Below are 26618 nucleotides of genomic sequence, written 5' to 3'. Positions count from 1 at the left end.
GGACGACCATGATCCGCAAGACTCTCCTTGGCCTGGCCCTGGCCGGCGCCAGCACCGGCGCCTTCGCCGGCGAATGCGAAACCAACTTCTCCAAGTCCGGCAGCGTGTTCTCCGGCACCGACTTCTCCAGCCGCGTCACGGTGGCCGACCTGTCGCTGGCCGATGCCATGGGCCAGATGCGCGGCATCATGATCGCCGAGAAGATGGACGTGATCACTGAAGACCTCGAGGGCGGCACCCTGCTGGTCGAGCAGCGCGCCACCGGCACCACCCGCGCCATCCCCACCCTGATCAACGTCAGCGCCAGCGGCACGGCCGCGGTGGTCGCCATGACGGTGAAGACCGAGAAGGGCCAGATCGCCAAGCAGGACGCCATCCGTCCGTACATGTGCGACCTGCTGGGCCGGGTGAAGGGCGGCGACGCGGGACGTACCGCCGGCGCGGCCGGCGCCGGCGCGCAGAACGCCGCCGACACCACGGTCAAGGACGTCTTCATCTTCTCGCGCGAGATCGCCCGCGAGGCCAAGGCCAATGCGGTGGCCGTCAACGCGCGCCACAAGGGCCGCAGCTACGCGCTCAGCGGACGCGTGGACTACATCCAGGAGGACGGCGAGGAATACAACGTGTCCTTCGACATCCCCGAGCAGTCCGAGCTGCAGCTGCGCCTGCCCAATGACGAGCCGCGCGTGGGCGTGGCCTGCCTGTTCAAGCCCAACCAGCTGGCCAACGTGCTGACCTTCCGCAAGGGCGAGAAGGCGCAGTTCACCGGGTCCTTCCTGCGCTACGACGACTTCAAGCGCATGGTGTGGCTCGAGAACTGCAGGCAGACCCGCTGATGTCGCGCAGCGGCGCGCGCCCGCTGCCGGCCTGGCGCCGGATCCTGACGGGCGCGCTGGCCTGCCTGCCGCTGCTGGCCGGCGCCACCGTAAAGGAGCTTCCGGTCGGCGGCGTGCCGATCGGCCTGCCGGTCGCCGATGACGAGGTGTCCATCGCCAGCGCTTCGCCCGAGCTTTTCAACGTGTTCCGGGCCGGCATCCCGGCCGAGGTGCGGCTGCTGGCGGCGCTCAGCACCCGCGGCGACTTCGACCGGATGATGAAGGGTGAAGCGCAGCAGGACGTGTCGCTGATGGTGCTGGTGCCCAAGCTGCTCGAGGACAAGGAGTTCACGCGCCAGGAGTGGATCGACGCGCGCCCGGCCCTGACCCGGGGCATGCAGGAAGTGGACGTGGCCGAGCGCGTGCAGGCCGAGACCGCCGGCAGCAACCAGCGCATGAGCCAGGCCGCCGGCATGGACGTCAGCGTGAGCTACGGCAAGGTCGATGCGCCGACCATCTACCGGCAGACCGACGACGCGCTGTACTACACGATGCGCGTGCCGGTGAAGGTGTCGGTGAAGTCGGAGCAGGGCGAGATGCTCGAGGATTCCGAGAGCCACGTGGTGGGAAGCATCGTCTTTGTGCGCGGCAAGGTCGTCTTCATCAATGGCTATGCCGACGTGGTGGATCATCGCCCCGACGATGGCCTGGCACCCGACGTGCTGTTGCGCCAGCGCCTGGAGGACAGGGTGGCCCGGGTGCTGGAAATCAATGCGGTCGCGCCCGCGCCGGCCGCGCCCGACGCGCCGGCCGCGGACGGCCAGCCGAGCAAATCGCTGCCTCTGAAGAAGCCGGCGGACGCAGGCAAGTCATGACTCCCGGCGGTCGCGCCGCCTGGGGCCTGGCGCTGTGCGCGCTTGCGCCTGCAGCGGCCGGCCAGCAGACGGCGACCGGACCGGGCTCCGCGCCCGCCGCCGAACTGGCGCCGGTGGTGGTTACCGCCACCCGCGAGGCCGACGAAGCCCTGCAGGTGCCCGCGGCCATCGACGTGATCGACGCGCGCCAGCTGTCGCTGGCGCAGCCGCGGCTGCAGCTGTCGGAATCGCTGCAGCGCGTGCCCGGCGTGGTCGCGCGCGACCGCAACAACTACGCCCAGGACCTGCAGATCTCGATCCGAGGCTATGGCGCGCGCGCCAGCTTCGGCGTGCGCGGCCTGCGTCTGTACACCGATGGCATCCCGGCCACGATGCCCGATGGCCAGGGCCAGGTGTCGCATTTCGCGCTGGAGTCGGCGCAGCGCATCGAGGTGCTGCGCGGGCCCTTCTCGGCGCTGTACGGCAATTCCTCGGGCGGCGTGATCTCGGTGTTCAGCGCCGATCCGTCGCGGTCGCCGCAGCTGTCGCTGGGGCAGGTGCTGGGCTCCGATGGGCTTCGGCGCAGTTCGGTGTCGGCGCAGGGTCCGCTGGGCACGGCGCATGGCGTCGCCCTCGACGCGGGGCTGCTGGAGAGCGACGGCTACCGCGACCACAGCGCGGCCCGTCGCCTCGGTGGGCAGGCCCTGTTCAAGGGCGGATGGCGCGAGGGCACGCGCTACACGCTGCTGGTCAACCACGTGGACCTTCGCGCGGACGATCCGCAGGGCCTGACGTCCGCCCAGCTCGACGGCGACCGGCGCGCAGCCAGCGCCGGCGCGCTGGCCTTCGATACCCGCAAGACCGTCACGCAGACGCAGGCGGGCCTGGCGCTGCAGCAGGACCTCTCGCTCAGCCAGGGGCTGGCCCTGGTGCTGCACGCGGGCCAGCGCGACACCTTCCAGATGCTGTCGGTGCCGGTGGCCGCGCAGGGCAATCCGCTCAGCGGCGGCGGCGCGATCGACCTGGCGCGCGAGTACGGCGGCATCGACCTGCGCTGGCAGTGGGCGGGCGACGTCGCCGGCAAGCCGGCCTCGCTTTCGGCGGGCCTGGAGCATCAGTTCGCCGATGAGCGCCGGCGCGGCTTCGAGAACTTCATCGGGGCGCAGCTGGGCGTGGTCGGCCGCCTGCGTCGCGACGAGGGCAATCGCGTGAGTGGGCGCGATGCCTACGTGCAGGCCGATTTCGAGCCGGGCGAGCGCTGGCGGCTCAACGCCGGCCTGCGGCGCAGCCGCGTGCGCTTCGAGTCCGACGACGACTACGTGCAGGCCGGCAATCCCGACGACAGCGGCCAGCGCGACTACGGCGAAACCTCGCCCGTGGCCGGCGTGCTGTTCCGCGCCACGCCGTCGCTTAGCCTGTACGCGAACACCGGCCGCGGCTTCGAGACGCCCACCTTCGCCGAGCTGGCCTACCGCAGCGACGGCGGCAGCGGCCTCAACGCCGCGCTGCGGCCGGCGCGAAGCCGCAGCCACGAGCTGGGGCTGCGGCTGCGGCGCGAGGGGCTGGACGCCGACCTGGCGCTGTTCCAGTCGCGCACGCGCGATGAGCTGGTGGTCGTATCCAACCAGGGAGGACGCAGCGTATTCGGCAATGCGGCCGATACGCGCCGTCGCGGGCTCGAATTGTCGCTGGCCCGCCGCTGGGACGAGCAGTGGCAGTTCGCGGCGGCCTACACTTGGCTCGATGCGCGCTACCTGCAGGACGTGCCGGGCTGCGGCAGTCCGCCGTGTGCGCCCGGCGATCGCCTGGTGGTCGCCGGCCGGCAGCTGCCGGGCCTTTCGCGCCACTACGCCTGGGCGCAGCTGCGCTGGCAGCCCCGCGCCGGCACCGACCTGGTGCTGGAAGGACGCCATGCCTCGCGCGTGTTCGCCAACGATGCCAACAGCGCCGGGGCCCCGGCCTACACCAGCGTGGACCTGGGCCTGGAGCGGCGCCTTCACTGGGGGCCGCGCGGGTTGCGGGTGTTCGCGCGCGTGAACAACGTCTTCGACCGCGAGGTGATCGGTTCGGTGATCGTCAACGAGGCCAATGGCCGCTACTTCGAGCCTGCGCCGGGGCGGCACTGGCTGCTGGGGCTGAGCCTGGACCTTGCAACGCGCAAGGACGCGCCGGACGGCGACTGAACGAGCGCACCGGTGGGCGTGGTGGTCATGACCGATTCCGCCGACGCGTGGCATCATCGGTGAATCAATCCACGGAGTGCCGCCCATGCGTCGTACCGCGCTGTTTTCCGCCCTCGTCCTCAGTCTCGGGCTGGCCGCCGGCCAGGTGGGCGCGCAGGCGCCGGCCGAACCCTACGAAGTGGAAGTGTGGGCCGACGCCGAATACGCGGCCAGCGGCGAGCTGGTGAGCCTGGAGTTCGTGGACGCAGGGCAGTATCCCGATGCCTTCCTGGCCAACCTGCGCAGCCGCATCGCGGCGCGCGAGTACACCGCGCCGGTGGTGGACGGGCAGCCGGCGTCGTTCGAGACCGGCGTGCGCGTCCAGATCACCGTGACGCCGGGCGCGGGCGGCGGCCAGGTCAAGATCGATGCGATCACCGACTCGGCGCGCGTGGTGCGCATGACCGAGGCGCGCATTCCCGCCGGCACCGACGGCGCCGACTGGAACGGGGTGCTGATCGCGCGCTGCCTGGTCACCGCCAAGGGCCGCTGCAACCTGGCCGGGGTGGAAGACCGCAGCGGCATGGATGGCGCCACCGCGGACCGGTTCGCCAAGAGCATGCTGTCGGATTGGCGCTTCAAGCCGCAGCGGGTGGGCGGCAAGCCGATCGAGTCGGAAGTGACGATTCCGATCCGGCTGGAAGCGGCGGGTACCGAGCGGCCCACGATCCGCGGGCGCCAGTATTGAATCCGCGTCGCGCCAGCGCGGAGCGCGCCTCATGAAGGCGATGGTCACGGCGATGTCGGCGGCCGATCTCGCCGATCTGGCGCGCGCGAAGGCCTTGCTTGAATCGCCGGGCTTGGCGATCCAGCTGGCCAACACGGTGGGTGCGCCGGTGGAATACCTGCTGGCGAAGAAGCTGCCGGTACCGGTCAGCGGCCTGGTGCACCGGGCGGCGCGGCGTGCGGTGGAGGCGGGCTACAGCGCGGCCGCCGCGACCCTGGGCCAGCCCGAGGGCAAGGTCGCCGCCAGCAACCGCGCGCACAAGTTCGCGGTGGCCAGCACCGGCGCGCTGGGCGGCTTCTTCGGCCTGCCCGGGCTGCTGGTGGAACTGCCGGTCACCACGGCCACCATGCTGCGCTCGATCGCGGACATCGCGCGCAGCGAAGGCGAGTCGCCGCGCGACGAGGGCACGCGCCTGGCCTGCATCGAAGTGCTGGCGATGGGCGGCCGACGCAGCGACGACGACGGCGCCGAATCAGGCTACTTCGCCACGCGCGCGGCGCTGGCCCAGCAGGTCACGGCCGCCTCGCGCTACCTCGCCACCAGCCTGGGCAGCGGCGGCGCGCCGGCCGTGGTGCGCGTCATCAACGCGGTGGCCAGCCGCTTCTCCATCCCGGTCACGCAGAAGGCGCTGGCGCAGGCCGCCCCGCTGATCGGCGCCGCCGCCGGCGCCACCCTCAACCTGGTCTTCATCCACCACTTCCAGAACGCCGCGCGCGGCCACTTCATCATCCGCCGCCTCGAACGCAAGCACGGCCTCCCCCGCATCCGCGCCGCCTACGAAACCACCTGACCCCGAAAAAAACATACCAGGTATGTTTTCGGCTCTGGAAAACATACCTGGTATGTTTTTTTTCGGGGTGGGGCTGGCACGGAATGTGCAGCGGGTGGGGCATGTCACCGGGAGATGCCGCATGCCGCTGGAAGAATCCGCCGTACTGTCGCAGGCCGCTGCCGATGCCCTGGATGCGCTGGCGCACCTGACGCTGTTCGCCAAGGCCGCGGGCTATGAACAGTTCGCGCTGGCCGCGATGCACAGCCTGGATGCGCTGATGCAGGCGCCGGATGCCGGGCAGATCATCCCGGCCGAGTACTTCAAGTTCGCCCAGGAGTCCAAGCTCGGGGGCTGAAGCGCGACCCGTGCGATCAGGGCTCCAGCGCCTGGCGCCAGCGCGCCAGCTTCTGGTCGGCGGGTACCGACGCATTCGCAGGACTCGTGGAGGGCAGGCGAAGCCGCGGCAGCGCCGCCAGGTCCGTCGGCAAGGTGGGCACCACATGCCGCTGGAACAGCGCCTCGGCCAGCGCGCCGTTGAAGACGATGCGCTGCAGTCGCGGCAGCGCGTCGAGCAGCGCCGGGAAATCGTTCACCCGCGCGCTGGCCAGTTCGATCGCCGAATCCAGGCTGCCCTGCCGCACGCCGCTGGCCAGCACGTCCCAGACCGCGACACCGTGCGACTGCAGTTCCTGCACGCGCGCCGCATACGGCAGCGCCACCGGGATGGCGAACACCTGGTCCATCACCCACCAGAAGTGATTGCGCGGGTGCGCGTAGTAACGCTGCTCGCGCAGCGACTGCACGCCGGGCAGGCTGCCCAGCACCAGCACACGCGCGCGCGCGTCGGCTATCGGCGGCATCCCGCTCGATCGCGGCGTCATCGCAAGCGGCGCCGGCATGCGCAGTCAGGCCGAAAGATACGAACCGCCGTTGACGTGCAGGATCTGCCCGGTGACGAAGCTGGCGTCCTCGCAGGCCAGGAAGACATAGGCCGGCGCGATTTCGCAGGGCTGGCCCGGCCGCTTCATCAGGGTGTCGCTGCCGAATTCCGCCACCTTGTCCGCCTCGAAACTGGCCGGGATCAGCGGCGTCCACACCGGCCCCGGCGCCACCGCATTGACGCGGATGCCGCGCCCGGCCAGCGACTGCGCAAAGGACATCGTCATCGCGTGGATGGCGCCCTTGGTGGCGGCGTAGTCGAGCAGGGTCTTGTGGCCGCGGCTGCCGGTCACCGAACCGGTATTGATGATGCAGGCGCCGTGGCCGAGGTGCGGCAGTGCCGCGTCGATCAGGCTGTAGAAGCTGAAGAGGTTCGTGCGGAAAGTCTTTTCCAGCTGCTCGCGGTCGAGGTCTTCGGCGCGCTCGACCGGATGCTGCTCGGCGAGGTTGTTCACCAGCACGTCCAGCCGCCCGAAGGCCGCGATCGTGCGATCGATCGCCGCCGCGCAGGCCTGCTCGCCGCCGAGGTCGCCAGCGACCAGCTCGCAGCGGCGGCCTTCGGCCTCGACCAGGCGGCGCGTTTCGCGCGCGTCCTCGGTCTCTTCCAGGTAGGCCACGGCCACGTCGGCGCCCTCGCGCGCGAAGTGCACCGCCACCGCGCGGCCGATGCCGCTGTCCCCGCCGCTGATGAAGGCCACCTTGCCCTCCAGCTTGCCGCTTCCGCGATAGCCGTCGCGGATGGTCACCGGCTCGGGATCCATCAGTGATTGCCGGCCGGGCTGGTGCGCCTGGTGCTGGGGCGGCTGCAGGGCTTTTTCTTCGTCCGTCATCGGAAAGTGTCCCGGAACTCAGGGCCGACGCGGCGTGCGGTCCGGCGGTGGCCGGATCCCGTGAAATGCAAGGTAGGCCCATGCTTCCCGCACGATTGCATAGGCCTCGGGCCAGTCCAGGCGTGACACGCCGCGCAGTTCATCCCACTGCGCCTCGAGTTCGGCGGTCGCCTCGCGGTCGGCGACCGGACCATAGGCGGTGTGGGTGAGATAGCCCAGTGCATACGCCGGGCAGGCGTCCTTCCAGTCCAGGTCCTCGCGCTCGTTGAGGGCCAGGAAATGCTGGCCCGCGAAGCGTTCGTAGGCTTCCGGGATGCGGCTCATGCCGTCCCACGGCAGGCATTGCCGCACGCGGCCCGCCAGCGCGTGCGCAGAGGCGCCGAGGTCGCTGGAGAGCTGCTCGGCTGCGGGCAGGAAGGTCGGGGCGGGACCCAGGGGCATGGCATCAGGGAGTCGGGGCGTTGCGGAAAGACTTGCAGGATCCGGGCCAAGCCGCTTTCGTTGCCCGGGGCGCGGCATGCAGGCAGTCTGGCGCCATGACGCGCCGAACCTCGCCCCCGCGGCCCGCGATCCGGAACGTGGCCCCCAACCGCTCCCCCAGCCACCTGTACCTGTTCCCCGACGCGCACGAGGACCTGCTCAAGCTGGGCATGTCGCGCCGCCCGCTGGCGCGCATCGAAGCCTTCCACCGCCGCTGGTACGAAGCCTTCGACCTCGACCGCGGCCTGCTGCTGGAAACCGAAACCGGACGCGACGCGCGCGAACTGGAGCTGCGCCTGGGCCGCGCGCTGCGCGCCCACAACGCGCCCATGCCGCTGCTCATCCGCGGCGAGGCCGGGGGCCACACCGAGTGGTACCGGGGCGCCTACGCGCCCCTGGCCGAAGCGCTGCAGGCGCTGGCGGCGCAGGGCTACCGGCTGCATGCCCCGCTGCGGCCGTGGCTGCGCGAGGCGCTGCTCGAACGCGCCGACCAGCTGTACGCCTGGGGCATGGGCGCCCTGGACCAGGCCTCGCTGCGGCCCGGCGAGGGTGGCCTGGAACGGCTGACACCCGGCGAGCGGCAGATGATGCGCGACGCGCTCGATGCCTACCCGGCCCTGGACATCGACCTGGCTCCGCGCCTGCCCCCGGAAGTGATGGCCTGGTACCGCGGCTGACCGGGGCTGGCACGGTCCCTGCAGGCCTTTGACTCGCCACCCCCGGCCATTCCCCAGGTATTCCCATGCGCCCCATCTGGACTGGCACGCTGTCCTTCGGCCTGCTCAACATCCCCGTCAGCCTGATGTCGGGCGAGCGCCGCACCGACCTGCAGTTCCGCATGCTCGACAGCCGCGACGATTCGCCGGTGCGCTACGAGCGCGTCAACAGCGAAACCGGCGAAGAGGTGCCCTGGAAGGACGTGGTCAAGGCCTTCGAATACGAGAAGGGCAGCTACGTCGTGCTGGCCGACGAGGACCTCAAGGCCGCGGCGCCCGGCGGCAAGGAGACGGTGGAGATGGCCGCCTTCGTGGACGAAGCGCAGATCGACACCCGCTATTTCGAGAAGCCCTACGTGCTGGTGCCCGGCCGCAAGGCCGAAAAGGGCTACGTGCTGCTGCGCGAAACCCTGCGCAAGCTGGGCAAGGTCGGCGTGGCCCGCGTGGTGGTGCGCACCCGCGAATACCTGTGCATGGTGAAGCCGCTGGACGATGCGCTGGTGCTGATCATCCTGCGCTTCCCGCAGGAGCTGGTGGACCTGGCCGACTTCAAGCTGCCCGGCAAGGCCACCGCCGACTACCGCATCAGCAAGTCGGAGGTGGCCATGGCCAGCCAGCTGATCGAGTCCATGTCGGGCCAGTGGACGCCGGGCGAATATCGCGATGATTTCCGCGACCGCCTGCGCAAGGTGATCGACCAGCGCATCCACCAGAAGGGCGGCACGACCCAGGTGCGCGATGCCGACGAGGACCTGCCCGAGGATGCCACCACCAACGTGGTGGACTTCATGTCGCTGCTGAAGAAGAGCCTGGACAGCAAGAAGCGCACGCCGGCGGTGGGCAAGTCCGCATCGCGTGCTGCCGCTGAAAAGCCGGCGGCGAGGAAGAAGGCCCCGGCGAAAAAGGCTACGGTGAAGAAGGCGCCCGCGAAGAAGGCGGCCTCGAGGGCGGACGCAGGCAAGCCCACGGCGACCAGGAAGGCCGCCGCGCGCAAGCGTCCGGCCAAGGCGACCCGCAAGTCGGCATGAGCCTGGACGAGTACGACCGGAAACGGAACTTCTCGCGAACGGCCGAACCGCGCGGCAAGTCGGCGCACCAGGCCGGCGCGGCGCCGATCTTCGTGGTGCAGCTGCACCACGCGCGCGCCAGGCACTTCGATTTCCGGCTGCAGGTGGGCGGCGCGCTCGCGAGCTGGGCGGTGCCCAAGGGCCCCTCGCTGCGCCCGGGCGAAAGGCGGCTGGCGGTGCAGGTCGAGGACCACCCGCTGGACTACGCGGGCTTCGAGGGCATCATCCCGGAAGGCAACTACGGGGCGGGCGACGTGCGCGTGGTCGACCACGGCACCTGGCAGCCCGAGGGCGACGCCGCGCGCGCCATCAAAAAGGGCAAGCTGGATTTCACGCTGCATGGCACCCATCTCAAGGGACACTGGACCCTGGTCCGCACCGGGAGCGGTGGCAAGCGTGCGCAGTGGCTGCTGATGAAACGAAGCGACGACCAGGCCCGCGATACCGACCTGGATACGCTGGTGCACGCTGCGGCACCGGCGACGAGTGTGCGTGCGTCGGCGAAGGCCAGGCGCCGCACCGCGGCGCCTGAGCCGAAAACCGCCGCAGCTGCTCCGAAAAAAGCCCGCGGCACCGCCGCCACCTCACGCTGGGCGCAGCGCGCACTGAAACTGGCCGGCGCCAAGCCGGCAGGCAAGGGCGCGCCGCCGCTGCAGCTGGCGACGCTGTCGGAGAAAGCCCCGGCGGGCGACGACTGGCTGCACGAAGTGAAGTGGGACGGCTATCGCCTGCTGGCCAGCCGCAGCGGCGACACGCTGCGGCTGGAATCACGCAACGGCACCGACTGGACCGGGCGTTTCCCGGATCTGGAGAAGGTGCTGCTGTCGCTGCCGGTGCACTCGCTGCGCCTGGACGGTGAACTGGTGGTGCTGGACGAGCGCGGGCGCAGCGATTTCGCCCGACTTCAGCGCAGCCTGCAGGGCACCGATCCCGCGCCGGTCTGCTGCATCGCCTTCGACCTGCTGCAGCTTGAAGGCGTGGACCTCACCGGCGTGGCGCAGCTCGAACGCAAACGACTGCTCGAAGCCGTGCTGGCCAAGAAGCCTTCGCCGCTGCTGGCCTACAGCCAGCACATCGTCGGCCACGGCCCCGAAGTGTTCGCGGCCAGCCAGCGCCAGGGCCTGGAAGGCATCCTCAGCAAGCGCGTGGACGCGCCCTATGTCGACGGCCGCAGCCGGCACTGGCTCAAGGTCAAGCACCACGACGGTACCGAGGCTGTGGTGGTGGGCTACACCGCGCCGCAGCGATCGCGCACCGGCCTGGGTTCGCTGATGCTGGCACTGCGCGAAGGCAGGGGCTGGCGCTATGTCGGTCGGGTCGGCACCGGCATGGACGAGGCCACGCTCAAGGACCTGCGCCGGCGTCTTGAGGCGATGAAGCAGGACGCGCCGGTGCTGGAATTGCCCGCACACGTGCCGCTGTCATCGCGTGCCATCACCTGGGTTCGCCCGACGCTGGTGGTGGAAGTCGCCCATCGCGGCTGGGGCAAGGAAGGCCTGCTGCGGCAGGCCAGTTTCCTGCGCGAACGACTCGACAAGTCCGGCGGCGCGGACGATGCCGCGCCGGCAAAGGCGCGATCCGCGCGCGTGGCGGCGAAACCTGGCAAGGCGAGCGGCAAAGGCAAGGCCGCCGAGCCCGCGAAGTCGCGCCTTACCAGCCCGGATCGCGTGGTGTTCAAGTCCCCCCGGCTCACCAAGCGCGATGTCGCCGACTACTACGCCACCGTCGCGCCCTGGCTGCTGCCCGGCATCGTCGGCCGTCCGCTGTCGGTGCTGCGCGCGCCCGACGGGGTTCCGGGCGAAACCTTCTTCCAGAAACACGGCGGCCCCGGGTTTGGCGATGCGGTGCATGCCATCGACGTGCGCGAGAAATCGGGACGCCGGCAGCCCTACCTGGCCATTGATGACGCCGACGGCCTGCTCGCCCTGGTGCAGATGAACGCGCTGGAGTTCCATCCCTGGGGCGCGCACTCGGGCCACCTGGAGGAACCGGAACGCATCGTGTTCGATCTCGACCCGGGCCCCGGTGTGGGCTGGAAGGCGATCCTCGCGGCGGCCCGTGCGGTGCGTGACCAGCTTGCCGAGCTCGGCCTTGAAAGTTTCCCGCTGCTGTCCGGCGGCAAGGGCGTGCATGTGATCGTGCCGCTGGCCCGGGGCCACGACTGGGACCACGCCAAGTCCTTCGCCGAAGCCATCGCCCGGCTGTTGGCGCTGCGCGAGCCCGGCGCCTACGTCGCCACCGCCAGCAAGCAGCGCCGGCAGGGCCGCATCTTCATCGACTGGCTGCGCAATGGCCGCGGCGCCACCAGCATCGCGGCCTGGTCGCTGCGGGCGCGGCCCGGCGCGGCGGTGGCCATGCCGGTGCGCTGGCAGGACCTGTCGCGGCTCACCGGTGCCGATCACTTCCGCCTGCCGGCGGCGCGCCGTCGCGCGGCCACGCTCAAGGCGCATCCCTGGGGCGACTACAGCGCGCTCGACCAGCACCTGCCGGTGCCGCCATGAGCCCTGCCGCCCGTTCGCGCGACCTGGTGCAGCTGCGCCCGGAAGGCCTGTACTGCCCGCCCGGCGATTTCTACATCGACCCGTGGCGACCGGTCGCGAACGCCGTGATCACCCATGGCCACAGCGACCACGCGCGCACCGGCATGGGCCGCTACCACGCGGCGGCGCCGGGCGTGCCGATCCTGCGCTGGCGCCTGGGCGAACAGGACGTGGTGGCGCACGCGTACGGCGAAGTCTTCCGCCTGGGCGATGCACGCGTGTCGCTGCATCCGGCCGGGCACGTGCTGGGCTCGGCCCAGGTGCGCATCGAGGCGGGCGGCGAAACCTGGGTGGCCTCGGGCGACTACAAGCGCCAGCCCGATCCCACCTGCGCGCCCTTCGAAGTGCAGCGCTGCGACACCTTCATCACCGAAGCCACCTTCGGGCTGCCGATCTACCGCTGGCCCGACACCGCCGAGGTGGCCGCCGAACTGGTGGCCTGGCGCGAGGAGTGCGGCGCACGTGGCGAAGTGGCCATCCTGTACTGCTATGCACTGGGCAAGGCGCAGCGCGTGCTGGCCGAGCTGGCGCGGATTTCGCGCGAACCGGTGTGGCTGCACGGCGCGATGCAGGCCGGCCTGCAGATCTACCGTGACGCCGGGATCGACCTGGGCGAGACGGCGATGGTGGCCGATGCGCCGGCGGGCGAGGACTTCGCCGGGCGCCTGGTGCTGGCGCCGCCGTCGGCCGCGGGCAGCCCCTGGCTGCGCCGGTTCAAGCGCGCCCAGCAGGGTTTCGCTTCGGGCTGGATGCAGATCCGCGGCAACCGCCGCCGCCGCAACTACGACCGGGGCTTCGTGGTGTCCGATCATGCCGATTGGCCGGCCCTGCTGCGCACCGTGCGCGAGACCGGCGCGCCGCGCATCATCGCCACGCACGGCAACACCGAAGCCCTGATCCGCAAGCTCAACGAGGACGGCATCGCCACCGAGGCCTTCGCCACCCAGTACGGGGACGAGAATTGAACCGGACCCCGAGTGGCGCATGAAGGCCTTCGCCGACCTGTACACGCGCCTGGACCGCAGCACCGCCACCGGCGACAAGCGTGCGGCCCTGGTGGACTATTTCCGCAGCGCGCCGCCGGCGGACGCGGCCTGGGCGCTGTGGCTGCTCGCGGGCGGCAAGGTCGCGGGCGGCAAGGCCGGCGTGCTGGCGCGCTCGGGCGAGCTGCGCCAGTGGATTGCCGAAGAAAGCGGCACGCCGCCGTGGCTGGTGGACGAAAGCTACGACCAGGTGGGCGACCTGGCCGAAACCCTGACCCTGCTGCTCGACGATCCCGCCACGCCGGCGCCCGACGCGCCGCTGGCGCAGTGGATCCAGCAGCGCCTGCTGCCGGTGGCGGGCCAGGACATCGCGCTGCGCCGCGAGCAGGTCGTGGCGGGCTGGCGTACGCTGCCCGCGCCCGAGCGTCTGGTGTTCAACAAGCTGCTGACCGGCGCGCTGCGCGTGGGTGTGTCGCAGCGGCTGGTGCAGCAGGCGCTGGCCGAGCTGTCGGGCGTGGACATCGCGCTGATCGCACAGCGCATGCTGGGCGCCTGGACGCCGGATCCGGACTTCATGCAGGCCCTGCTGTCCACGGAGGCGCTGGACAGCGACCGCCAGCAGCCCTTCCCGTTTTTCCTGGCCTCGCCGCTGGAAGCCGCCGCGGAATCGCTCGGCGACATCGGCGACTGGCTGCTGGAGTGGAAGTGGGATGGCATCCGCCTGCAGCTGATCCGACGCCAGGGCAGCGTGGCGCTGTGGTCGCGCGGCGAGGAGCGGCTGGACGGCCGTTTCCCCGAGATCGAAGCGGCCGCGGCGCACCTGCCGCGCGACTGCGTGCTGGACGGCGAGCTGCTGGCCTGGAAGCAGGGCGATGCGCCGCTGCCCTTCACCGCGCTGCAGACCCGCATCCAGCGCCGCAAGCCGGGCGCGAAAACGCTGTCCGAAGCGCCGGCACGACTTCAGCTTTATGACCTGCTGGAGCTCGAGGGCGAGGACTGGAGATCGCGTCCGCTGCACGAACGCCGCGCGGCGCTGGTGGCCTTGGTGGAGGCGACCGGTGATCCCCGCCTCACCGTCTCACCGGAAGTGCAGGCGGCCGACTGGTCCGCCGCCGCCGAGGCGCGGCTGGGCGCCCGCGAGCGCGGCGTCGAGGGCCTGATGCTCAAGCGGCGCGCCTCGGCCTACCAGGGTGGCCGCCGCCGCGGCGACTGGTGGAAGTGGAAGGTGGATCCGCTGGTGATCGACGCCGTGCTGCTGTACGCGCAGTCGGGCCACGGGCGCCGCAGCACGCTCTACACCGACTACACCTTCGGCGTCTGGGACGAGGGCGTGCTGGTGCCGGTGGCCAAGGCCTACTCGGGCCTGGACGACAAGGAGATCCTGGCGCTGGACAAGTGGATCCGCGCCAACACGCTCGAGCGCTTCGGTCCGGTGCGCTCGGTGAAGGCGCACCACGTGTTCGAGCTCGGCTTCGAAGGCGTCAACCGCAGCACGCGGCACAAGTCGGGCGTGGCCGTGCGCTTCCCGCGCATCCTGCGCTGGCGCCAGGACAAGCCCGCGGCCGAGGCCGACCGCATCGAAACGCTGCGGGCGTTGGCGCAGTGAGCGAAGCGCCGGAACCTGGACCGCCTGCGGCGCGGCACGAACGCGTGCTGTCGGCCTGGTTCCGCGCGCAAGGCTGGACACCGTCGGCCTTCCAGCGCGAGGCTTGACGGCGCTACCACGCGGGCGAGTCGGGGCTGATCCACACGCCCACCGGCAGCGGCAAGACGCTGGCGGCCTTTGGCGGTCCCCTGATCGAGGCGATCGCGGAGACGGTCTCGTCGCCGCAGGCGGCTACCGTGGCCACTGGAACGAAACCGCGTCGTCGCAAGCCGCGCGCACAGGCACTGCGCGTGCTGTGGGTCACGCCGCTGCGTGCGCTGGCCCTGGACACCACCCGTGCGCTGCGCGAGCCGCTGCAGGGCCTGGGCATCGACTGGCAGGTGGCGCTGCGCACCGGCGACGCCAGCGCGCGCGACCGCCGCCTTGCGCGCGCCGGCCAGGCCGAAGTGCTGGTGATCACGCCCGAATCCCTGGCGTTGCTTTTGAGCTACGCGGACACCGCCGCCACCTTCGCCACCCTGCGCAGCGTGGTGGTGGACGAGTGGCACGAACTGCTGGGCAACAAGCGCGGCGTGCTGCTGCAGCTGTGCCTGGCGCGGCTGCGCACGCTGGCGCCAAGCGCGCGGCACTGGGGTCTGTCGGCCACGCTGGGCAATCTGGACGAGGCGCGATCGGTGCTGCTGCCGCACCAACCGGACGCGCGCATCGTCGCCGGCGCGCGGCCGCGCCCGGTGAAGGTGGAAACGCTGGTGCCGCCGCCGGGCGCGCGCCTGCCCTGGGCCGGCTACCTGGGCCTGGCGCAGCTGCCGCGCGTGGTCGAGCGGCTGATGACGGCCCGCACCAGCCTGCTGTTCACCAACACGCGCTCGCAAGCCGAGCTGTGGCACCAGGCGCTGTCCTCGGTGTGGCCCGAACCGCTTGAGACCCTGGCGCTGCACCACGGCTCGCTGGGACAGGACCTGCGCGCCGCGGCCGAAGACGGCTTGCGCGACGGTCGCCTGCGCTGCGTGGTGGCCACGTCCAGCCTGGACCTGGGGGTGGATTTCCCCGCGGTGGACCAGGTGATCCAGATCGGCAGCCCCAAGGGCATCGCGCGACTGCAGCAGCGCGCGGGGCGGGCCCGGCACCGGCCGGGCGAATCGGGGCAGGTGGCCTGCGTGCCGTCGCATGCGCTGGAGATGCTGGAGTACGCCGCTGCACGCGAGGCGATCGCGCGCGGCCGGATCGAATCGCGGCCGCCGCCGCGGCTGTCGCTGGACGTGCTGGCCCAGCACGCGGTCACGCTGGCCCTGGGCGGTGGCTTCGAGGCGGGTGCCCTGTTCGACGAAGTGCGCGGCACGCACGCCTTCGCGCAACTGGACGCCACGATGTGGCAGGCGGTGCTCGACTTCATCGTGCATGGCGGCCAGGCGCTGGGCGCGTATCCGGATTTCCAGCGCGTGGTGCGCGGCGACGACGGCGTGTACCGCGTCACGGACCGAAAGCAGGCGCTGCGCCACCGCCTGTCGATCGGCACCATCACCAGCGACGGGCACGTGAGCATCAAGCTGCTGCGCGGCGGGCGGCTGGGCTCGGTGGAGGAAAGTTTCGTGAGCCGGCTGCGGCCGGGCGACCGCTTCCAGTTCGCGGGCCGGCTGCTGGAACTGTTCCGGCTGCAGGACATGGTGGCGCACGTGCGCCTGGCCAAGGGCGGGCAGGGCGTGGTGCCGCGCTGGCAGGGCGGGCGGCTGCCGCTGTCGTCCGAGCTGGGCGAAGAAGTGGAGCGCCTGTTCGCGCAAGCCGCGACGCATCCCGAGGTCAAGGCGCTGGAACGCGTGCTGGCGCTGCAGGCCTCATTGTCCGCGCTGCCGCAGCCCGGTCGTCTGCTGGCCGAGCGCATCAAGGCGCGCGACGGGCGGCACCTGTTCGTCTATCCCTTCGCGGGCCGCGTGGTGAACGAAGGCCTGGCGGCGCTGCTGGCCTTGCGTTGGGGCCGCCTGGAGGCGAACAGCTTCCGCTACGCCGCCAACGATTACGGCTTCATCCTGTCGCCGGCGCGCGACGTGCCGCTGGAGGCCGAGGCGCTGCAGGCCATGCTCACGCCCGAGCGGCTGCTGGAAGACCTGGCCGAGTCGCTGAACCTGGCCGAGCTGGCGCGCCGGCAGTTCCGCGACGTGGCGCGGGTGTCGGGCCTGCTGCCGCCATCGCTGCCGGGCAGGGCGCCGCGCTCGATGCGCGCGCTGCAGGCGTCCAGCGGCCTGATCTACGACGTGCTGCTGCGCCATGATCCGGGCCACGTGATGCTGGCGCAGGCCACGCGCGAGGTGTTCTCGGCCCAGCTGGACGTGGCGCGCCTGTCGGACGCCTTGGCCCAGTGCCGCGCGCGCCAGCTCGCGCTGCATTTCCCCGAAGGGTTCACGCCGCTGGCGTTCCCGCTGTGGAGCGAATCGCTGCGCGGGCACCTGAGCACCGAAGACTGGAAGACCCGCGTGCGCCGCGTCGCCGAGCAGCTGGAGAAGCGCCATGGCGGCCAGTGAAACCTTGCCGTTGGGCGGCGAGCCGATGCAGCTGCTGGCCGATTGCGCGCTGTACTGGCCGCGGCGCGAGCGGCTGCTGATTGCCGACCTGCACCTGGGCAAGGGCGATGCCTTCCGCAGCGCGGGCATCGCGCTGCCGCGCGGCGGCACCGAGGATGACCTGGCGCGCCTGGACGCGATGCTGGCCGACACCGGCGCCAGCGAGCTGATGGTGCTGGGCGATTTCCTGCACGGTGCCGCGGGCGACCGGCCCTGGCGCCATCGCTGGCAGGCCTGGCGCGAGGCGCGCCCGGCGCTGCGCGTGGCGGTGCTGGCCGGCAACCACGACCGCGCGCTGGGCGGCGCCGGACTGGACATCGAACTCGTGGGCCCGGTGCTGGACGACGGTCCCTTCCAGCTTCGTCACGAACCTGCCATCAGCGACGGGCGTCATGTGCTGTGCGGACACCTGCATCCGGTGCTGCCGCTGCCGGGACTGCCGGGGCGCTGGCCGGTGTTCTGGCTGGGCGCGACGATGACGGTGCTGCCGGCCTACTCGCGCTTCACCGGCGGCGTGGTGCCGGCCCCTGCGCCCGGCGATCGCTTCCGGGCCTGCGCGCACGGCGAGCTGGTGGCGGTGCAGGCCGCGGCGATCGGTCGCCAGCCCCGGCCTTAGCGGTGCGTGACCCGGCCCGGCGGCCCGTATTCAGCCGCAGGCAGGCATAAAGGACATTCCCCCCAACGATGGAGAACACCATGAGCGAGAAGAACGCGAACGTGCACTGGGAAGGCCGCGGCAAGGAAGGCGTGGGCAAGATCAGCACCGACACCGAGGCGCTGCGGTCGTATCCGTATGGCTTCGGCAGCCGCTTCGGCGACGACCGCAGCGGCACCAATCCCGAGGAGCTGCTGGCGGCGGCGCATGCGGCCTGCTTCACCATGGCCTTCTCCTTTGCCTGCGACAAGGAAGGCTTCGCCACCACGAAGGTGGACACCAAGGCGCATGTGCGCCTGGCCAAGGAAGGCGAAGGTTTCCGCATCGACCGCATCCGCCTGGTGCTGGAGGCCACCGTGCCCGGCATCGACGAGGCCAAGTTCCAGGAGATCGCCGAGGGCGCCAAGAAAAACTGCCCGCTCTCGAAGGCCCTCGCTTCGGTGCCTGAAATCACCCTCGAGGCTACGCTGCGCGGGTAATCCAACCGGCACCGGATCAAAAAAAAGGGCCACCCGAAGGTGGCCCTTCCTGCTGGCGTTGGATCCGGCAGGCTTGTTGCTCAGTACTTCTTCTGCAGCATTTCCAGGCGCGACAGGTGGCGACGCACGATCACCAGCGCGTCCTTGGACAGCGCCATCACTTCGGCACCGCCGCCTTCGGACCCGTTGCGGAAGCGCTCGATGGACTTCTCGTGGCCGTCGATCATCATCTGCACCCAGGCGGCGTCGAAGTCGCGGCCCTGCAGGCCCTCGAGCATGCTCAGGTCATGATCGGTGGCGACGGTCGGGTTCACGCCCGGCGCCTTCGCGTCCGGCTCCGGGTTCACGTGGTTGGCGCCCGAGTTGGTGGCCGGCGCGTCATACGCACGCACGCCGCCGCCGATGGAGGCGAGGCGATTGTTCAGTTCGGTGTGGTCGGCCTCGATCTGGGTGGCGACGCCACGCACGTCCGGGTCGGCGGACCGGGAAATTGCAAGGCGCGCGGCCTCCACTTCCTTGCGACCTGCATGCAGGGATTCGCTGACGACCTTCTGGTCCACGGCCGACAGGCCATGGCTCATGGTCTTGCCCTCGCCCTGCATGGCGGGGGTCTGGGACACGGCCGGGCCGGCGAGCGCGAGGCCCAGCACGGCGGCGAGCAGGGTGGGGCGGGGGAACATCTTCATGCTGTCTTCTCCAGATAGATCGGCGGCACGGGGGTGGCGCCGGTGGGGGCGTCCCGGGGGCCGGGATGCGGATGTGGCTGCAGGGATGCTGCAATACCCGTGCCAGCCGCGGAGGGGCCTGCGGTAAGCTTGGCCGTCGCCCCGTGACCGCCGCCGATGACTGCAGCCGCTTCCCCCCGCCCGGACCGCTCGCACCTGTGGACAGGCGCGGCCCTGTTCGTACTGGGTCTGATCGTGGCGTGGCTGTTCACCGGTTTCGTCACCGGCACCGGCGACCGGCTAGAGCGCGAGCGCATCCTGTCGCTGGCCCGCACCGCCGCGGCCACGCTCGAATCGCCGCGCATCGCGGCGCTGCAGGGCAGCCCGTCCGACATCGGCAGCGCCGGCTTCGACGGCGTGCGCGACGAGCTGCGTCGCGCGCGTGACGTCAATCCCGATTTCCGCTTCGTGTACCTGATGCGCCCGGCCGGCGACACGCTGGTGTTCCTCGCCGATGCCGAAGCGCCGGAGTCGGCCGACTACTCGGCGCCCGGCGATCCCTACGACGGTCCCTCGGACGAACTGCGGCGCGTCTTCCGCACCGGCATGCCGGAGATACAGCCGCCCTACGCCGACCGGTGGGGAAACTGGGTCACCGCGATCGCGCCGGTGCGCGACGGCACCGGCAAGGTCATCGCCATCCTGGGCATGGACGTGCGCGCCGATGCCTGGCTGGCGACGCAGGCGCGCTACCGCGCCTTCGCGCTGACCATCTCGGGCCTGCTGCTGGCCCTGATCCTGCTGTTCACCCTGGGCCTGCACCTGCAGCGGCGCGGCGCCGCGCGGCTGGCCGGCCTGAACGCGCAGCTGGCGCAGAAGCTGGACGAACTCGAGCAGGCCCAGGAAGGCCTGCGCCTGGCCGACGTGGTGGTGCGCCACACCGGCGAAGGCATCCTGGTGCTGGACGCCGACCTGCGCGTGCGCAGCGCCAATCCCGGCTTCGAACGCATCACCGGGCACGTGGCCGAATCGGTGCTGGGCGAGGTGCCGCCGCTGTTCGGCGATGACCCGGATGCGCTGCAGCAGGTGCGTTCGCGGCTGCAGGCGGGCGCGCACTGGGAAGGCACGCTGTGGGCGCGCCGCGCCGACGGCGACCGTTTCCCGCTGGAAGCCAGCCTGGACGTGGTGCGCAATGCCGAGGGCCGGGTCGAGCACCACGTGATGGTGTTCCGCGACGTCACCGTACAGAAGCAGCTCGAGGATCGCCTGCGCGAGCTGTCGGCCACCGATGGCCTGACGCTGCTGGCCAACCGCCGCAGCTTCGACGAGGCGCTGGAGCGCGAATGGCACCGCGCCACCCGCCACGGCGAACCGGTCAGCCTGATCATGGCCGACATCGACCACTTCAAGCCCTACAACGACCTGTACGGCCACGTGGCCGGCGATCGCTGCCTGCAGCAGGTGGCGGCCGCCATCGCCGCCGGCGTGCGCCGCGAGGGCGCGCTGGTGGCGCGCTACGGCGGCGAGGAGTTCGCGGTGATCCTGCCGCGCACCGACGAGGCCACCGCGCAGGAGATCGCCGAATCGCTGCGCCGCCGGGTCGAGGCCCTGGGCATCGCCCACGGCGGCAACCCCGACGGCGGCCGCGTCACGGTCAGCATGGGCATCTCCACCCGCACGCCGCCGCAGGCCGCGGATTTCGTCGGGCTGATGCAGAGCGCGGACCAGGCGCTGTACCGCGCCAAGGTCGGTGGCCGCAATTCGGTGGCCGCGTCCGAGTAAGGCCCGCTAGGTTTCCAGCAGCGCGCGCAGCGTGCTCGCGTTGCGCTGGCCCTGGTCGCCGTAGTTGTTGTTGAAGATGGCGTGGGTTTCGCCGCCCAGTTCGCGGGCGATGCGGCGCAGCGGCACCGACAGCTCGGCCAGCTCGGCATCGCTGTAGTCGTAGTTGAAGCGGTCGGAGGCCGCCTCGCCGCCGATGTTCCAGGTGGCGTGGTTGCGGCCGTGCAGGCGCAGCAGGGCCAGCTTGTCGGACGTGACCGCCCACACCGTGGGGATCGAATTCTCGAAGCCCTGCGGCTCGTCCACCACCACGTGGCTCAGGTCGTGCGCACGCTCGAAGGCCAGGGTGTCGTCGGCGGCGTCGCCCGCAAACCAGCTGCGGTGCCGGAATTCGATCGCCAGGTGGTAGCCGGGCAGTCGCTGCGCGCATTCCAGGATGTGGTCCTTGGCGCGCGCGCTGCGGGTCACCCAGGGCGCGAACTGGAAGTGCAGCGCGCGCAGCTTGCCGGCCTCGCGCAGCGGCCGCACCGCGGTTTCGAAGCGATGCCACAGCAGGTCGCGGATCTCGGCCGGCGTGTCCTTGTAGTACAGGTTCTTCTTCGCCGCGAAGTGCGTGGCCAGCGCCTGCTGCACGTCGCGCGGCAGCGCCTTGGCCGGCGTCTGGTGGCCGGTGAAGAGACGGAAGGCCTTGAGGTTGAAGGCGAAGTCGTCGGGCGTGCGCTCGACCCAGGCGTGCGCGTTGCGGGCCGAGGGCAGGGCGTAGTAGCTGCTGTCCACCTCGACCAGGTCGAACCGGTCGGCGTAGTAGCGCAGGCGGCCTTCGGCCGAGGTGCAGCCCGGCGGGTAGAACTTGCGGCTGTCGATCAGGCTGGGATCGGTCCAGCTGGCGGTGCCGACGCGGATCGGTCGCGGGCTCATGGCCCCAGCATAGCGCCGTCCGACAGGCGGGCGTGGTGCAGGCACAGCGCGGCCAGGCTGCGCAGGTCCTGGGCGTTGTGTTCGGCCACGCGGCGCAGGTTGCGGGCGCAGCCGCCGCGCAGGTAGTCGAGCCAGGCGCGGGGCGCCTCGGCGCCGGGCAGGTCGTCCTCGCGCACGATGCCCAGCACCTGGCGCTCGAGGGTGCCGAGGCGGCAGTTCTCCCATCGGCCTTTCCAGCGGCGGCGGCTGGGGTGCAGCAGGTCCAGGTGGACCAGGCCGGGCAGCGGGCTGGCCAGGCGCGCCAGCCGGTAACGCGTGTTGAGCAGGGGCGCGTCGTAGCACTTGCCGTTGTAGCTCACGAGCACGGACTGCGGTGAAAGCCACGAGGCGAACAGGCCCAGCATGGCGGTCTCGGCGGCCATGGTCGCCATCGTCAGCTGGCGCAGGCGCAGCCCGCCCGCGTGCCAGTCGGCCGCACCGATCATGAAGGCGCGCGTGCCGGTGCCGCCGGCCAGGCCGGTGGTTTCGGTGTCGAAGAAGACCAGGTGTTCACGGGCCAGCAGGTCGAGCCGGGCGAAGCGGGCGTCCACGCGTTCGGGCACGTCCGGCCAGGGCTGGTGGTGTTCGCTGTAGTACAGGCCGTCGGCGATGGCGACGCCCGGCATGCGGCGATCGGTCGCGACCACGGGCACGGGTGCGGCGAGCCGCGGCGCCGTGGCTTTGGCGCGGATGCCGAGCAGGCGGCGGATGTGTTCGGGCACTTCGCTGCGCGGCCGCAGGGGAGCAGCCGGCGGCGGCGCCAGCACCGGTGTCGTATCCGCGACGCCCGCGTCCCGGCGCAGGCGCCGCAGCTGCTCGAGCGTGGTGCTCATGCCGCGTCGAGCAGGGCCAGCACGCGTGCGGCCAACTGCTTGGGCGGTGCCACCGAGGTTTCGTCGGAAGCCAGCACCGGACCGACACAGGCCGGGCAGCCGGCCGGGCAATCGCAGGCGGCCAGCAGCTGGCGCGCGCGCTGCAGCAGGTCGGCGCGGCGATGGAACAGCGGTTCGCTCAGGCCGATGCCGCCAGGGTAGGCGTCGTAGAGATACACGGTGGGCACGAAGCGGTCCGGCGTGCCCGCGTCCATCGGCTTGCCGTCGATGCCGCGCAGCTGGCCGCGGCCGCGGCCGTCGCTGGAGGCGAACCAGGCGCCGTCGCCGCTGCCCACCGCCTTCTGCAGGTCGCGCGCCTCGGCCATCACCGACACGCTGGCGACGATGTGCAGGGCGTAGGCGGCGCCGAGGAAGCCGTCCAGCGCGTCCTGCCGCGACGGGAATTCCGCCTCCAGCACCGCCGCCGGCAGCTGCCACCAGACCGCGGTGGTGTGCAGTTCCTGGTCGGGCAGCGTGACCGGCCCGTAGCCGATGTTTTCGTGGGTGTAGTAACGAATCTTCTTGTAGCCCGACACCCGCCGCACCACGTGCACCTCGCCGTGGTGGCAGCTGCCGGCGGCCGCATTGGCACCGTCGAAGCGCTCGAGCACCTTGAGCCGCGTGTAGTCGATGGCGTCGGTGTAGTAGTCCACATGGGTGCGGGTGACGAAGGCCTTGCGGCCTTCCCAGTCCAGGCGCTCGACCTGGTAGGGCACCGACTGCACCATGTGGATGGCGCCTTCGTACAGGGTGAGCGCGGCCGCGCTGTAGTCCACCTCGGCGATGATGACCTGCTTGCCCTCGCTGCGGTCCACCACCACGAAGTTGCCGTCGGCCACCGAGCGCAGGCCCACCGCGTTGGCCGGGTAGCTGTCGGCGATCCATTCCCAGCGCTCGCCCTCGCAGTGCAGCACGTCGGTTTCGGCCAGCAGCTCCAGGTAGGGCGTGGCGTCCACGGGGCCGAAGGTTTCGCCGCGCAGGAAGGGCAGCTCGAAGGCGGCGCAGCGGATGTGGTCGAGCAGGATCAGCGGCTGGTCGGCGTGCAGGCGCGCGTGTTCCGGCGGCGAGCCTTCGAAGAATTCCGGATGCCGCACCAGGTACTGGTCCAGCGGATCGGAGCTGGCCACCAGCACGCCCAGTGCCGCCTGCTGGCGGCGGCCGGCGCGGCCCAGGCGCTGCCAGGTGCCGGCGATGGAGCCGGGGTAGCCATTGAGCACGACCACGTCCAGCGAGCCGATGTCCACGCCCAGCTCCAGCGCCGAGGTGCTGACGATGCCGTCGATGCGGCCGGCGCGCATGTCGCGCTCGGCCGCGCGGCGTTCGGTGGGCAGGTAGCCGCCGCGGTAGGCGCGGATGCGCGGCGGCTTGCGCGGGTCGTGGTCGAACACGTCCTTGAGGTATTTGGTGAGCACCTCGACCATGGTGCGCGACTGCGCGAACACCAGGGTCTTGAGTCCGGCCTTGATCGCGAGGCGCGCGATGCGGTTGCTTTGCGAGCGCGCCGAGGCGCGCAGGCCCAGGTCGGGGTTGACCACCGGCGGATTCCACAGCAGCACGGTCTTGTCGCCGGTGGGGGCGCCGGATTCGGTGATGGCGGTCACCGGCGCCTCGACCACCGCTTCGGCGTGGTCTTTCGGGTTGCCGATGGTGGCCGAGCACAGGATGAACTTCGGGTCGGCGCCGTAGAACGCGCACACGCGCTTCAGGCGCCGCAGCACGTTGGCCAGGTGCGAACCGAACACGCCGCGGTAGGTGTGGATCTCGTCGATCACCACATACTGCAGGTTCTCGAAGAACTGCGCCCACTTGGTGTGGTGGGGCAGGATGCCCTGGTGCAGCATGTCGGGGTTGGACACCACGATGTCGCCGTGCAGGCGCACGGCCTGGCGCGCATCGCCGGGCGTGTCGCCGTCGAAGGTGAAGGCCTTCAGGCCCAGGTCGCCGGCGGCGTTGAGCTCGAGCAGCTCGGCCACCTGGTCCTGCGCCAGCGCCTTGGTGGGGAACAGGTACAGGGCCTTGGCCTGCCTGCGCATCGCGGCGGCCACCACCGGCAGCGTGTAGCACAGCGTCTTGCCCGAGGCGGTGGGCGTGACCACCACGGTGTGCTCACCGCGCTGGCTGGCGGCCCAGGCCTCGGCCTGGTGGCTGTAGAGCCGGGTGATGCCGCGCCGGCGCAGGGCCGCGGCCAGGGCTTCGGGCAGGTCCTCCGGGAAGGGCGCGTAGGCGCCCTCGCGACCGGGCAGGTGGATCATGCCGGTGATGCGGTCGGCGTACTTGCGGCCCAGGCGCGCGGTGAGTGCCTGCGAGGTTTTTTCCGGCACCGGCAGCAGCCCGGTGGCGTGGCGGTGCGGGGCGAGCTGGGTCGAGGCAGGCATGGGGATCGGCGCCGGGCTGGGGACGCCAGCAGAGCGCAGCCGCGTCTCACCACGTGAGACCGGGTCAGCCGATGCTCAGCTTGCCGGCGGATCGCCGCGCAACAATGCCTATGTTTACCGAATCCGCAGCCGAGGAGAATGCCGATGGAAACGCAGGAGCTCTACCGGGGACGCCTGATCGACCACATCCAGTTGGTAGTGCGCGACCTGGCGGCCAGCCAGGCCTTCTACGAAGCCATCTTCAGGACGCTGGGCGTGCCGATGGGCGGTACCGGCGACGACTATTTCTGGGCCGACGAGCTGTTCGTGTCCACGGTCGGCAGTGAGGCCGCCCAGGGCAGCCTCACCGGTCGCCACCACCTGGCCTTCCAGGCGCGCGACCGCGCCATGGTGGATGCCGTCCACGCGGCGGCGCTGGCCCACGGCGGCCGCGACAACGGCGGTCCCGGCGTCCGCGCCTACCATCCGGGGTATTACGCCGCCTTCGTGATCGATCCCGACGGCAACAACATCGAAGCGGTGCACCACGGCGAGGCCACGCGCAGTGCCGACGCGGTGAAGGTCACGTTCTGACCGGAACGCGGGCCATCCCTGGCCCCAAGGCGGGGCTCACTGCGTGCCGCAGGCGGTGCGGATGACCGTCACGTCGTCGCTGGTCGCCACGGCCGCCTCGCAGCGCGCGGCGCGGGCCTGGGCGATGGCCAGTTCCTGCACCTTGTTGAGGTACTGCAGACGCGCGTCGTCCTCGCCCTTGCGGCGGTTGAGGCCTGCGGTGAGCGCGGTGGAATACGCGGCGATGACTTCGGTGGGCAGGGTCAGCAGGCCCTGGATCTCGCCCGAGGCCTCGACCTTGTAGAGCGTGGGCGAGCCCTTGTCGAAGGTGATGCCCCAGTCCACTTCCGAGAAGAAGCTGCGCGGGATCGGCAGGAAGCTGATCGGCGAGGCCTCGCTGGCCACCGAGGGGAAGAAGTATCGGGTCTGGCCGGCCGAGGTCACGGCCACTTCCATCGGCATGCGCTGGCGGTAGTAGAGGCCGAAGCTGAGGCCGGTTGGCGCGCCGTAGTTGGATGCGGGCGCGGCCGCGCCCGGCTGCCCGCTGCCCGGGGTGCGCATCGTCACTTCCAGTCCGCAGGCGGCATAGCCCGATTCCTGGCGGGGCAGCAGCGTCCAGCGGTACACGCCTTCCTTGGCGCAGGGGTTGCCCGGCGTATTCAGGATTTCGAACAAGGGCTCCTGGCCGACGGTGCCCGCCACTTCCGCCAGCTCCTTGCCGATCTCCACCACCGCCGGCACGCTCTTGCCCTTGGACGCGCCGGTCAGCAGGCCTTCGCTGTTGATCGCGATCTCCAGCGTGTTCTTGGCCGCCTGGCTGCGCGAGTAGTTGAGCAGGTAGCGATGGCGCGTATCCGGAATCGCGTCGAGCACCTCGATGTCCACGGTGCGCTTGCCGTCCTTGTCCACGGTGAGCTTGAGCACCAGCGGATGCATCGGCATGAAGTAGGTGAGGCCGCGGGTCCCGGCCGAAGCCGTGTCCAGGCGCTGCGACGTGACCGAGGCGCAGCCCGCACCCATCAGCGCGAGGCCGATGCCCAGGGCCAGGCCGCGTGGCGGAAGGCGAGTGATCATGGTTCCCCCTGTGCGGACCCGGAATGGGCCCTGCCTGCTGTCACGCAGCCGGCGCGCGCGACCGGTCAGGACACGCCGCGTGATGCCGCGGCTGCAAGCCGTGA

The 26618-nt window shown here is 71.1% G+C and carries 23 protein-coding genes and 1 pseudogene; 16 read left to right on the top strand and 8 right to left on the bottom strand.

What is annotated here, in order from left to right:
• Positions 1–8: 8 nt before the first annotated feature.
• From ACOQFR_RS05620 to ACOQFR_RS05595, 6 genes are all read left to right on the top strand, one after another.
• The gene (locus ACOQFR_RS05620) at positions 9–836 is read left to right on the top strand and encodes a hypothetical protein (protein ID WP_421379453.1); all 828 of its coding nucleotides are present in this window, start codon (positions 9–11) and stop codon (positions 834–836) included.
• Positions 836–1690, top strand: coding sequence for a hypothetical protein (locus ACOQFR_RS05615; protein ID WP_421379450.1), 855 nt, complete (start codon positions 836–838; stop codon positions 1688–1690). Before ACOQFR_RS05620 ends, ACOQFR_RS05615 begins: the two co-directional genes overlap by 1 nt.
• Positions 1687–3852: a TonB-dependent receptor family protein gene (locus tag ACOQFR_RS05610; RefSeq protein ID WP_421379447.1), complete on the top strand. Its 2166-nt coding sequence runs from the start codon at positions 1687–1689 to the stop codon at positions 3850–3852. Before ACOQFR_RS05615 ends, ACOQFR_RS05610 begins: the two co-directional genes overlap by 4 nt.
• A gap of 85 nt (positions 3853–3937) precedes the next feature.
• The gene (locus ACOQFR_RS05605; protein ID WP_421379445.1) at positions 3938–4579 is read left to right on the top strand and encodes a hypothetical protein; all 642 of its coding nucleotides are present in this window, start codon (positions 3938–3940) and stop codon (positions 4577–4579) included.
• A gap of 52 nt (positions 4580–4631) precedes the next feature.
• Positions 4632–5408 (top strand): EcsC family protein, encoded by a 777-nt coding sequence (locus ACOQFR_RS05600; protein ID WP_421379792.1) that lies wholly within the window; start codon positions 4632–4634, stop codon positions 5406–5408.
• A gap of 121 nt (positions 5409–5529) precedes the next feature.
• Complete coding sequence (locus tag ACOQFR_RS05595) at positions 5530–5745, top strand: hypothetical protein (RefSeq protein WP_421379444.1); 216 nt, start codon at positions 5530–5532, stop codon at positions 5743–5745.
• Positions 5746–5761: 16 nt separating this feature from the next.
• Here the strand turns inward: ACOQFR_RS05595 and ACOQFR_RS05590 are convergent, their stop codons facing one another.
• From ACOQFR_RS05590 to ACOQFR_RS05580, 3 genes are read right to left on the bottom strand one after another with little or no spacing between them, the layout of a single operon-like run.
• Positions 5762–6250 carry a DNA-deoxyinosine glycosylase gene (locus ACOQFR_RS05590; RefSeq protein WP_421379441.1) on the bottom strand — a complete coding sequence of 163 codons (489 nt, stop codon included), beginning with the start codon at positions 6248–6250 and terminating at the stop codon, positions 5762–5764.
• A gap of 45 nt (positions 6251–6295) precedes the next feature.
• Complete coding sequence (locus ACOQFR_RS05585; protein WP_421379439.1) at positions 6296–7159, bottom strand: SDR family oxidoreductase; 864 nt, start codon at positions 7157–7159, stop codon at positions 6296–6298.
• Positions 7160–7177: 18 nt separating this feature from the next.
• Positions 7178–7600, bottom strand: coding sequence for a hypothetical protein (locus ACOQFR_RS05580; RefSeq protein ID WP_421379437.1), 423 nt, complete (start codon positions 7598–7600; stop codon positions 7178–7180).
• 137 nt (positions 7601–7737) lie between these two features.
• Here ACOQFR_RS05580 and ACOQFR_RS05575 point away from each other — a divergent pair, with 137 nt between their 5' ends.
• The 8 genes and pseudogenes from ACOQFR_RS05575 (at position 7738) to ACOQFR_RS05540 (ending at position 18240) form a co-directional block, all read left to right on the top strand.
• Complete coding sequence (locus ACOQFR_RS05575) at positions 7738–8316, top strand: GIY-YIG nuclease family protein (RefSeq protein WP_421379435.1); 579 nt, start codon at positions 7738–7740, stop codon at positions 8314–8316.
• 65 nt (positions 8317–8381) lie between these two features.
• Positions 8382–9383 (top strand): Ku protein, encoded by a 1002-nt coding sequence (locus ACOQFR_RS05570; RefSeq protein WP_421379433.1) that lies wholly within the window; start codon positions 8382–8384, stop codon positions 9381–9383.
• On the top strand, positions 9380–11923 hold the full coding sequence (gene ligD, locus ACOQFR_RS05565) for a DNA ligase D (protein WP_421379431.1): 2544 nt from the start codon (positions 9380–9382) through the stop codon (positions 11921–11923). The genes ACOQFR_RS05570 and ligD overlap by 4 nt, the downstream gene beginning before the upstream one ends.
• Positions 11920–12927 (top strand): ligase-associated DNA damage response exonuclease, encoded by a 1008-nt coding sequence (locus ACOQFR_RS05560; RefSeq protein ID WP_421379429.1) that lies wholly within the window; start codon positions 11920–11922, stop codon positions 12925–12927. Before ligD ends, ACOQFR_RS05560 begins: the two co-directional genes overlap by 4 nt.
• Positions 12928–12946: 19 nt before the next feature.
• Positions 12947–14551 carry an ATP-dependent DNA ligase gene (locus ACOQFR_RS05555; protein WP_421379427.1) on the top strand — a complete coding sequence of 535 codons (1605 nt, stop codon included), beginning with the start codon at positions 12947–12949 and terminating at the stop codon, positions 14549–14551.
• A gap of 44 nt (positions 14552–14595) precedes the next feature.
• Positions 14596–17067, top strand: a pseudogene (locus tag ACOQFR_RS05550) (ligase-associated DNA damage response DEXH box helicase).
• The gene (gene pdeM, locus ACOQFR_RS05545) at positions 17054–17722 is read left to right on the top strand and encodes a ligase-associated DNA damage response endonuclease PdeM (RefSeq protein WP_421379425.1); all 669 of its coding nucleotides are present in this window, start codon (positions 17054–17056) and stop codon (positions 17720–17722) included. Before ACOQFR_RS05550 ends, pdeM begins: the two are co-directional and overlap by 14 nt.
• 80 nt (positions 17723–17802) lie before the next feature.
• Positions 17803–18240 carry an OsmC family protein gene (locus ACOQFR_RS05540; RefSeq protein WP_421379423.1) on the top strand — a complete coding sequence of 146 codons (438 nt, stop codon included), beginning with the start codon at positions 17803–17805 and terminating at the stop codon, positions 18238–18240.
• An 80-nt stretch (positions 18241–18320) separates the two neighbouring features.
• Here the strand turns inward: ACOQFR_RS05540 and ACOQFR_RS05535 are convergent, their stop codons facing one another.
• The gene (locus ACOQFR_RS05535) at positions 18321–18926 is read right to left on the bottom strand and encodes a DUF4142 domain-containing protein (RefSeq protein WP_421379421.1); all 606 of its coding nucleotides are present in this window, start codon (positions 18924–18926) and stop codon (positions 18321–18323) included.
• 156 nt (positions 18927–19082) lie between these two features.
• On the opposite strand from ACOQFR_RS05535, the gene ACOQFR_RS05530 reads away from it, so the two are divergent.
• On the top strand, positions 19083–20687 hold the full coding sequence (locus ACOQFR_RS05530; protein ID WP_421379419.1) for a sensor domain-containing diguanylate cyclase: 1605 nt from the start codon (positions 19083–19085) through the stop codon (positions 20685–20687).
• 6 nt (positions 20688–20693) lie between these two features.
• On the opposite strand, the gene ACOQFR_RS05525 is transcribed toward ACOQFR_RS05530, so the two are convergent.
• Genes ACOQFR_RS05525 through ACOQFR_RS05515 form a run of 3 tightly spaced genes read right to left on the bottom strand, consistent with a single transcriptional unit; the run spans position 20694 to position 24888 of the window.
• On the bottom strand, positions 20694–21602 hold the full coding sequence (locus ACOQFR_RS05525) for a DUF72 domain-containing protein (RefSeq protein WP_421379416.1): 909 nt from the start codon (positions 21600–21602) through the stop codon (positions 20694–20696).
• Positions 21599–22474 (bottom strand): ribonuclease H-like domain-containing protein, encoded by an 876-nt coding sequence (locus tag ACOQFR_RS05520; protein WP_421379414.1) that lies wholly within the window; start codon positions 22472–22474, stop codon positions 21599–21601. Before ACOQFR_RS05520 ends, ACOQFR_RS05525 begins: the two co-directional genes overlap by 4 nt.
• On the bottom strand, positions 22471–24888 hold the full coding sequence (locus ACOQFR_RS05515) for a DEAD/DEAH box helicase (protein WP_421379412.1): 2418 nt from the start codon (positions 24886–24888) through the stop codon (positions 22471–22473). The genes ACOQFR_RS05520 and ACOQFR_RS05515 overlap by 4 nt, the downstream gene beginning before the upstream one ends.
• A 144-nt stretch (positions 24889–25032) precedes the next feature.
• Between ACOQFR_RS05515 and ACOQFR_RS05510 the strand changes: the two genes are divergently transcribed.
• The gene (locus ACOQFR_RS05510) at positions 25033–25461 is read left to right on the top strand and encodes a VOC family protein (RefSeq protein WP_421379411.1); all 429 of its coding nucleotides are present in this window, start codon (positions 25033–25035) and stop codon (positions 25459–25461) included.
• A gap of 36 nt (positions 25462–25497) precedes the next feature.
• On the opposite strand, the gene ACOQFR_RS05505 is transcribed toward ACOQFR_RS05510, so the two are convergent.
• The gene (locus ACOQFR_RS05505; protein ID WP_421379409.1) at positions 25498–26514 is read right to left on the bottom strand and encodes a hypothetical protein; all 1017 of its coding nucleotides are present in this window, start codon (positions 26512–26514) and stop codon (positions 25498–25500) included.
• Positions 26515–26618 lie beyond the last annotated feature (104 nt).

Origin of the sequence: Arenimonas sp. MALMAid1274 (genome assembly GCF_049195245.1) — a bacterium.
Lineage (GTDB): Bacteria > Pseudomonadota > Gammaproteobacteria > Xanthomonadales > Xanthomonadaceae > Arenimonas.
This window is presented reverse-complemented; position numbering and strand designations above follow the sequence as displayed.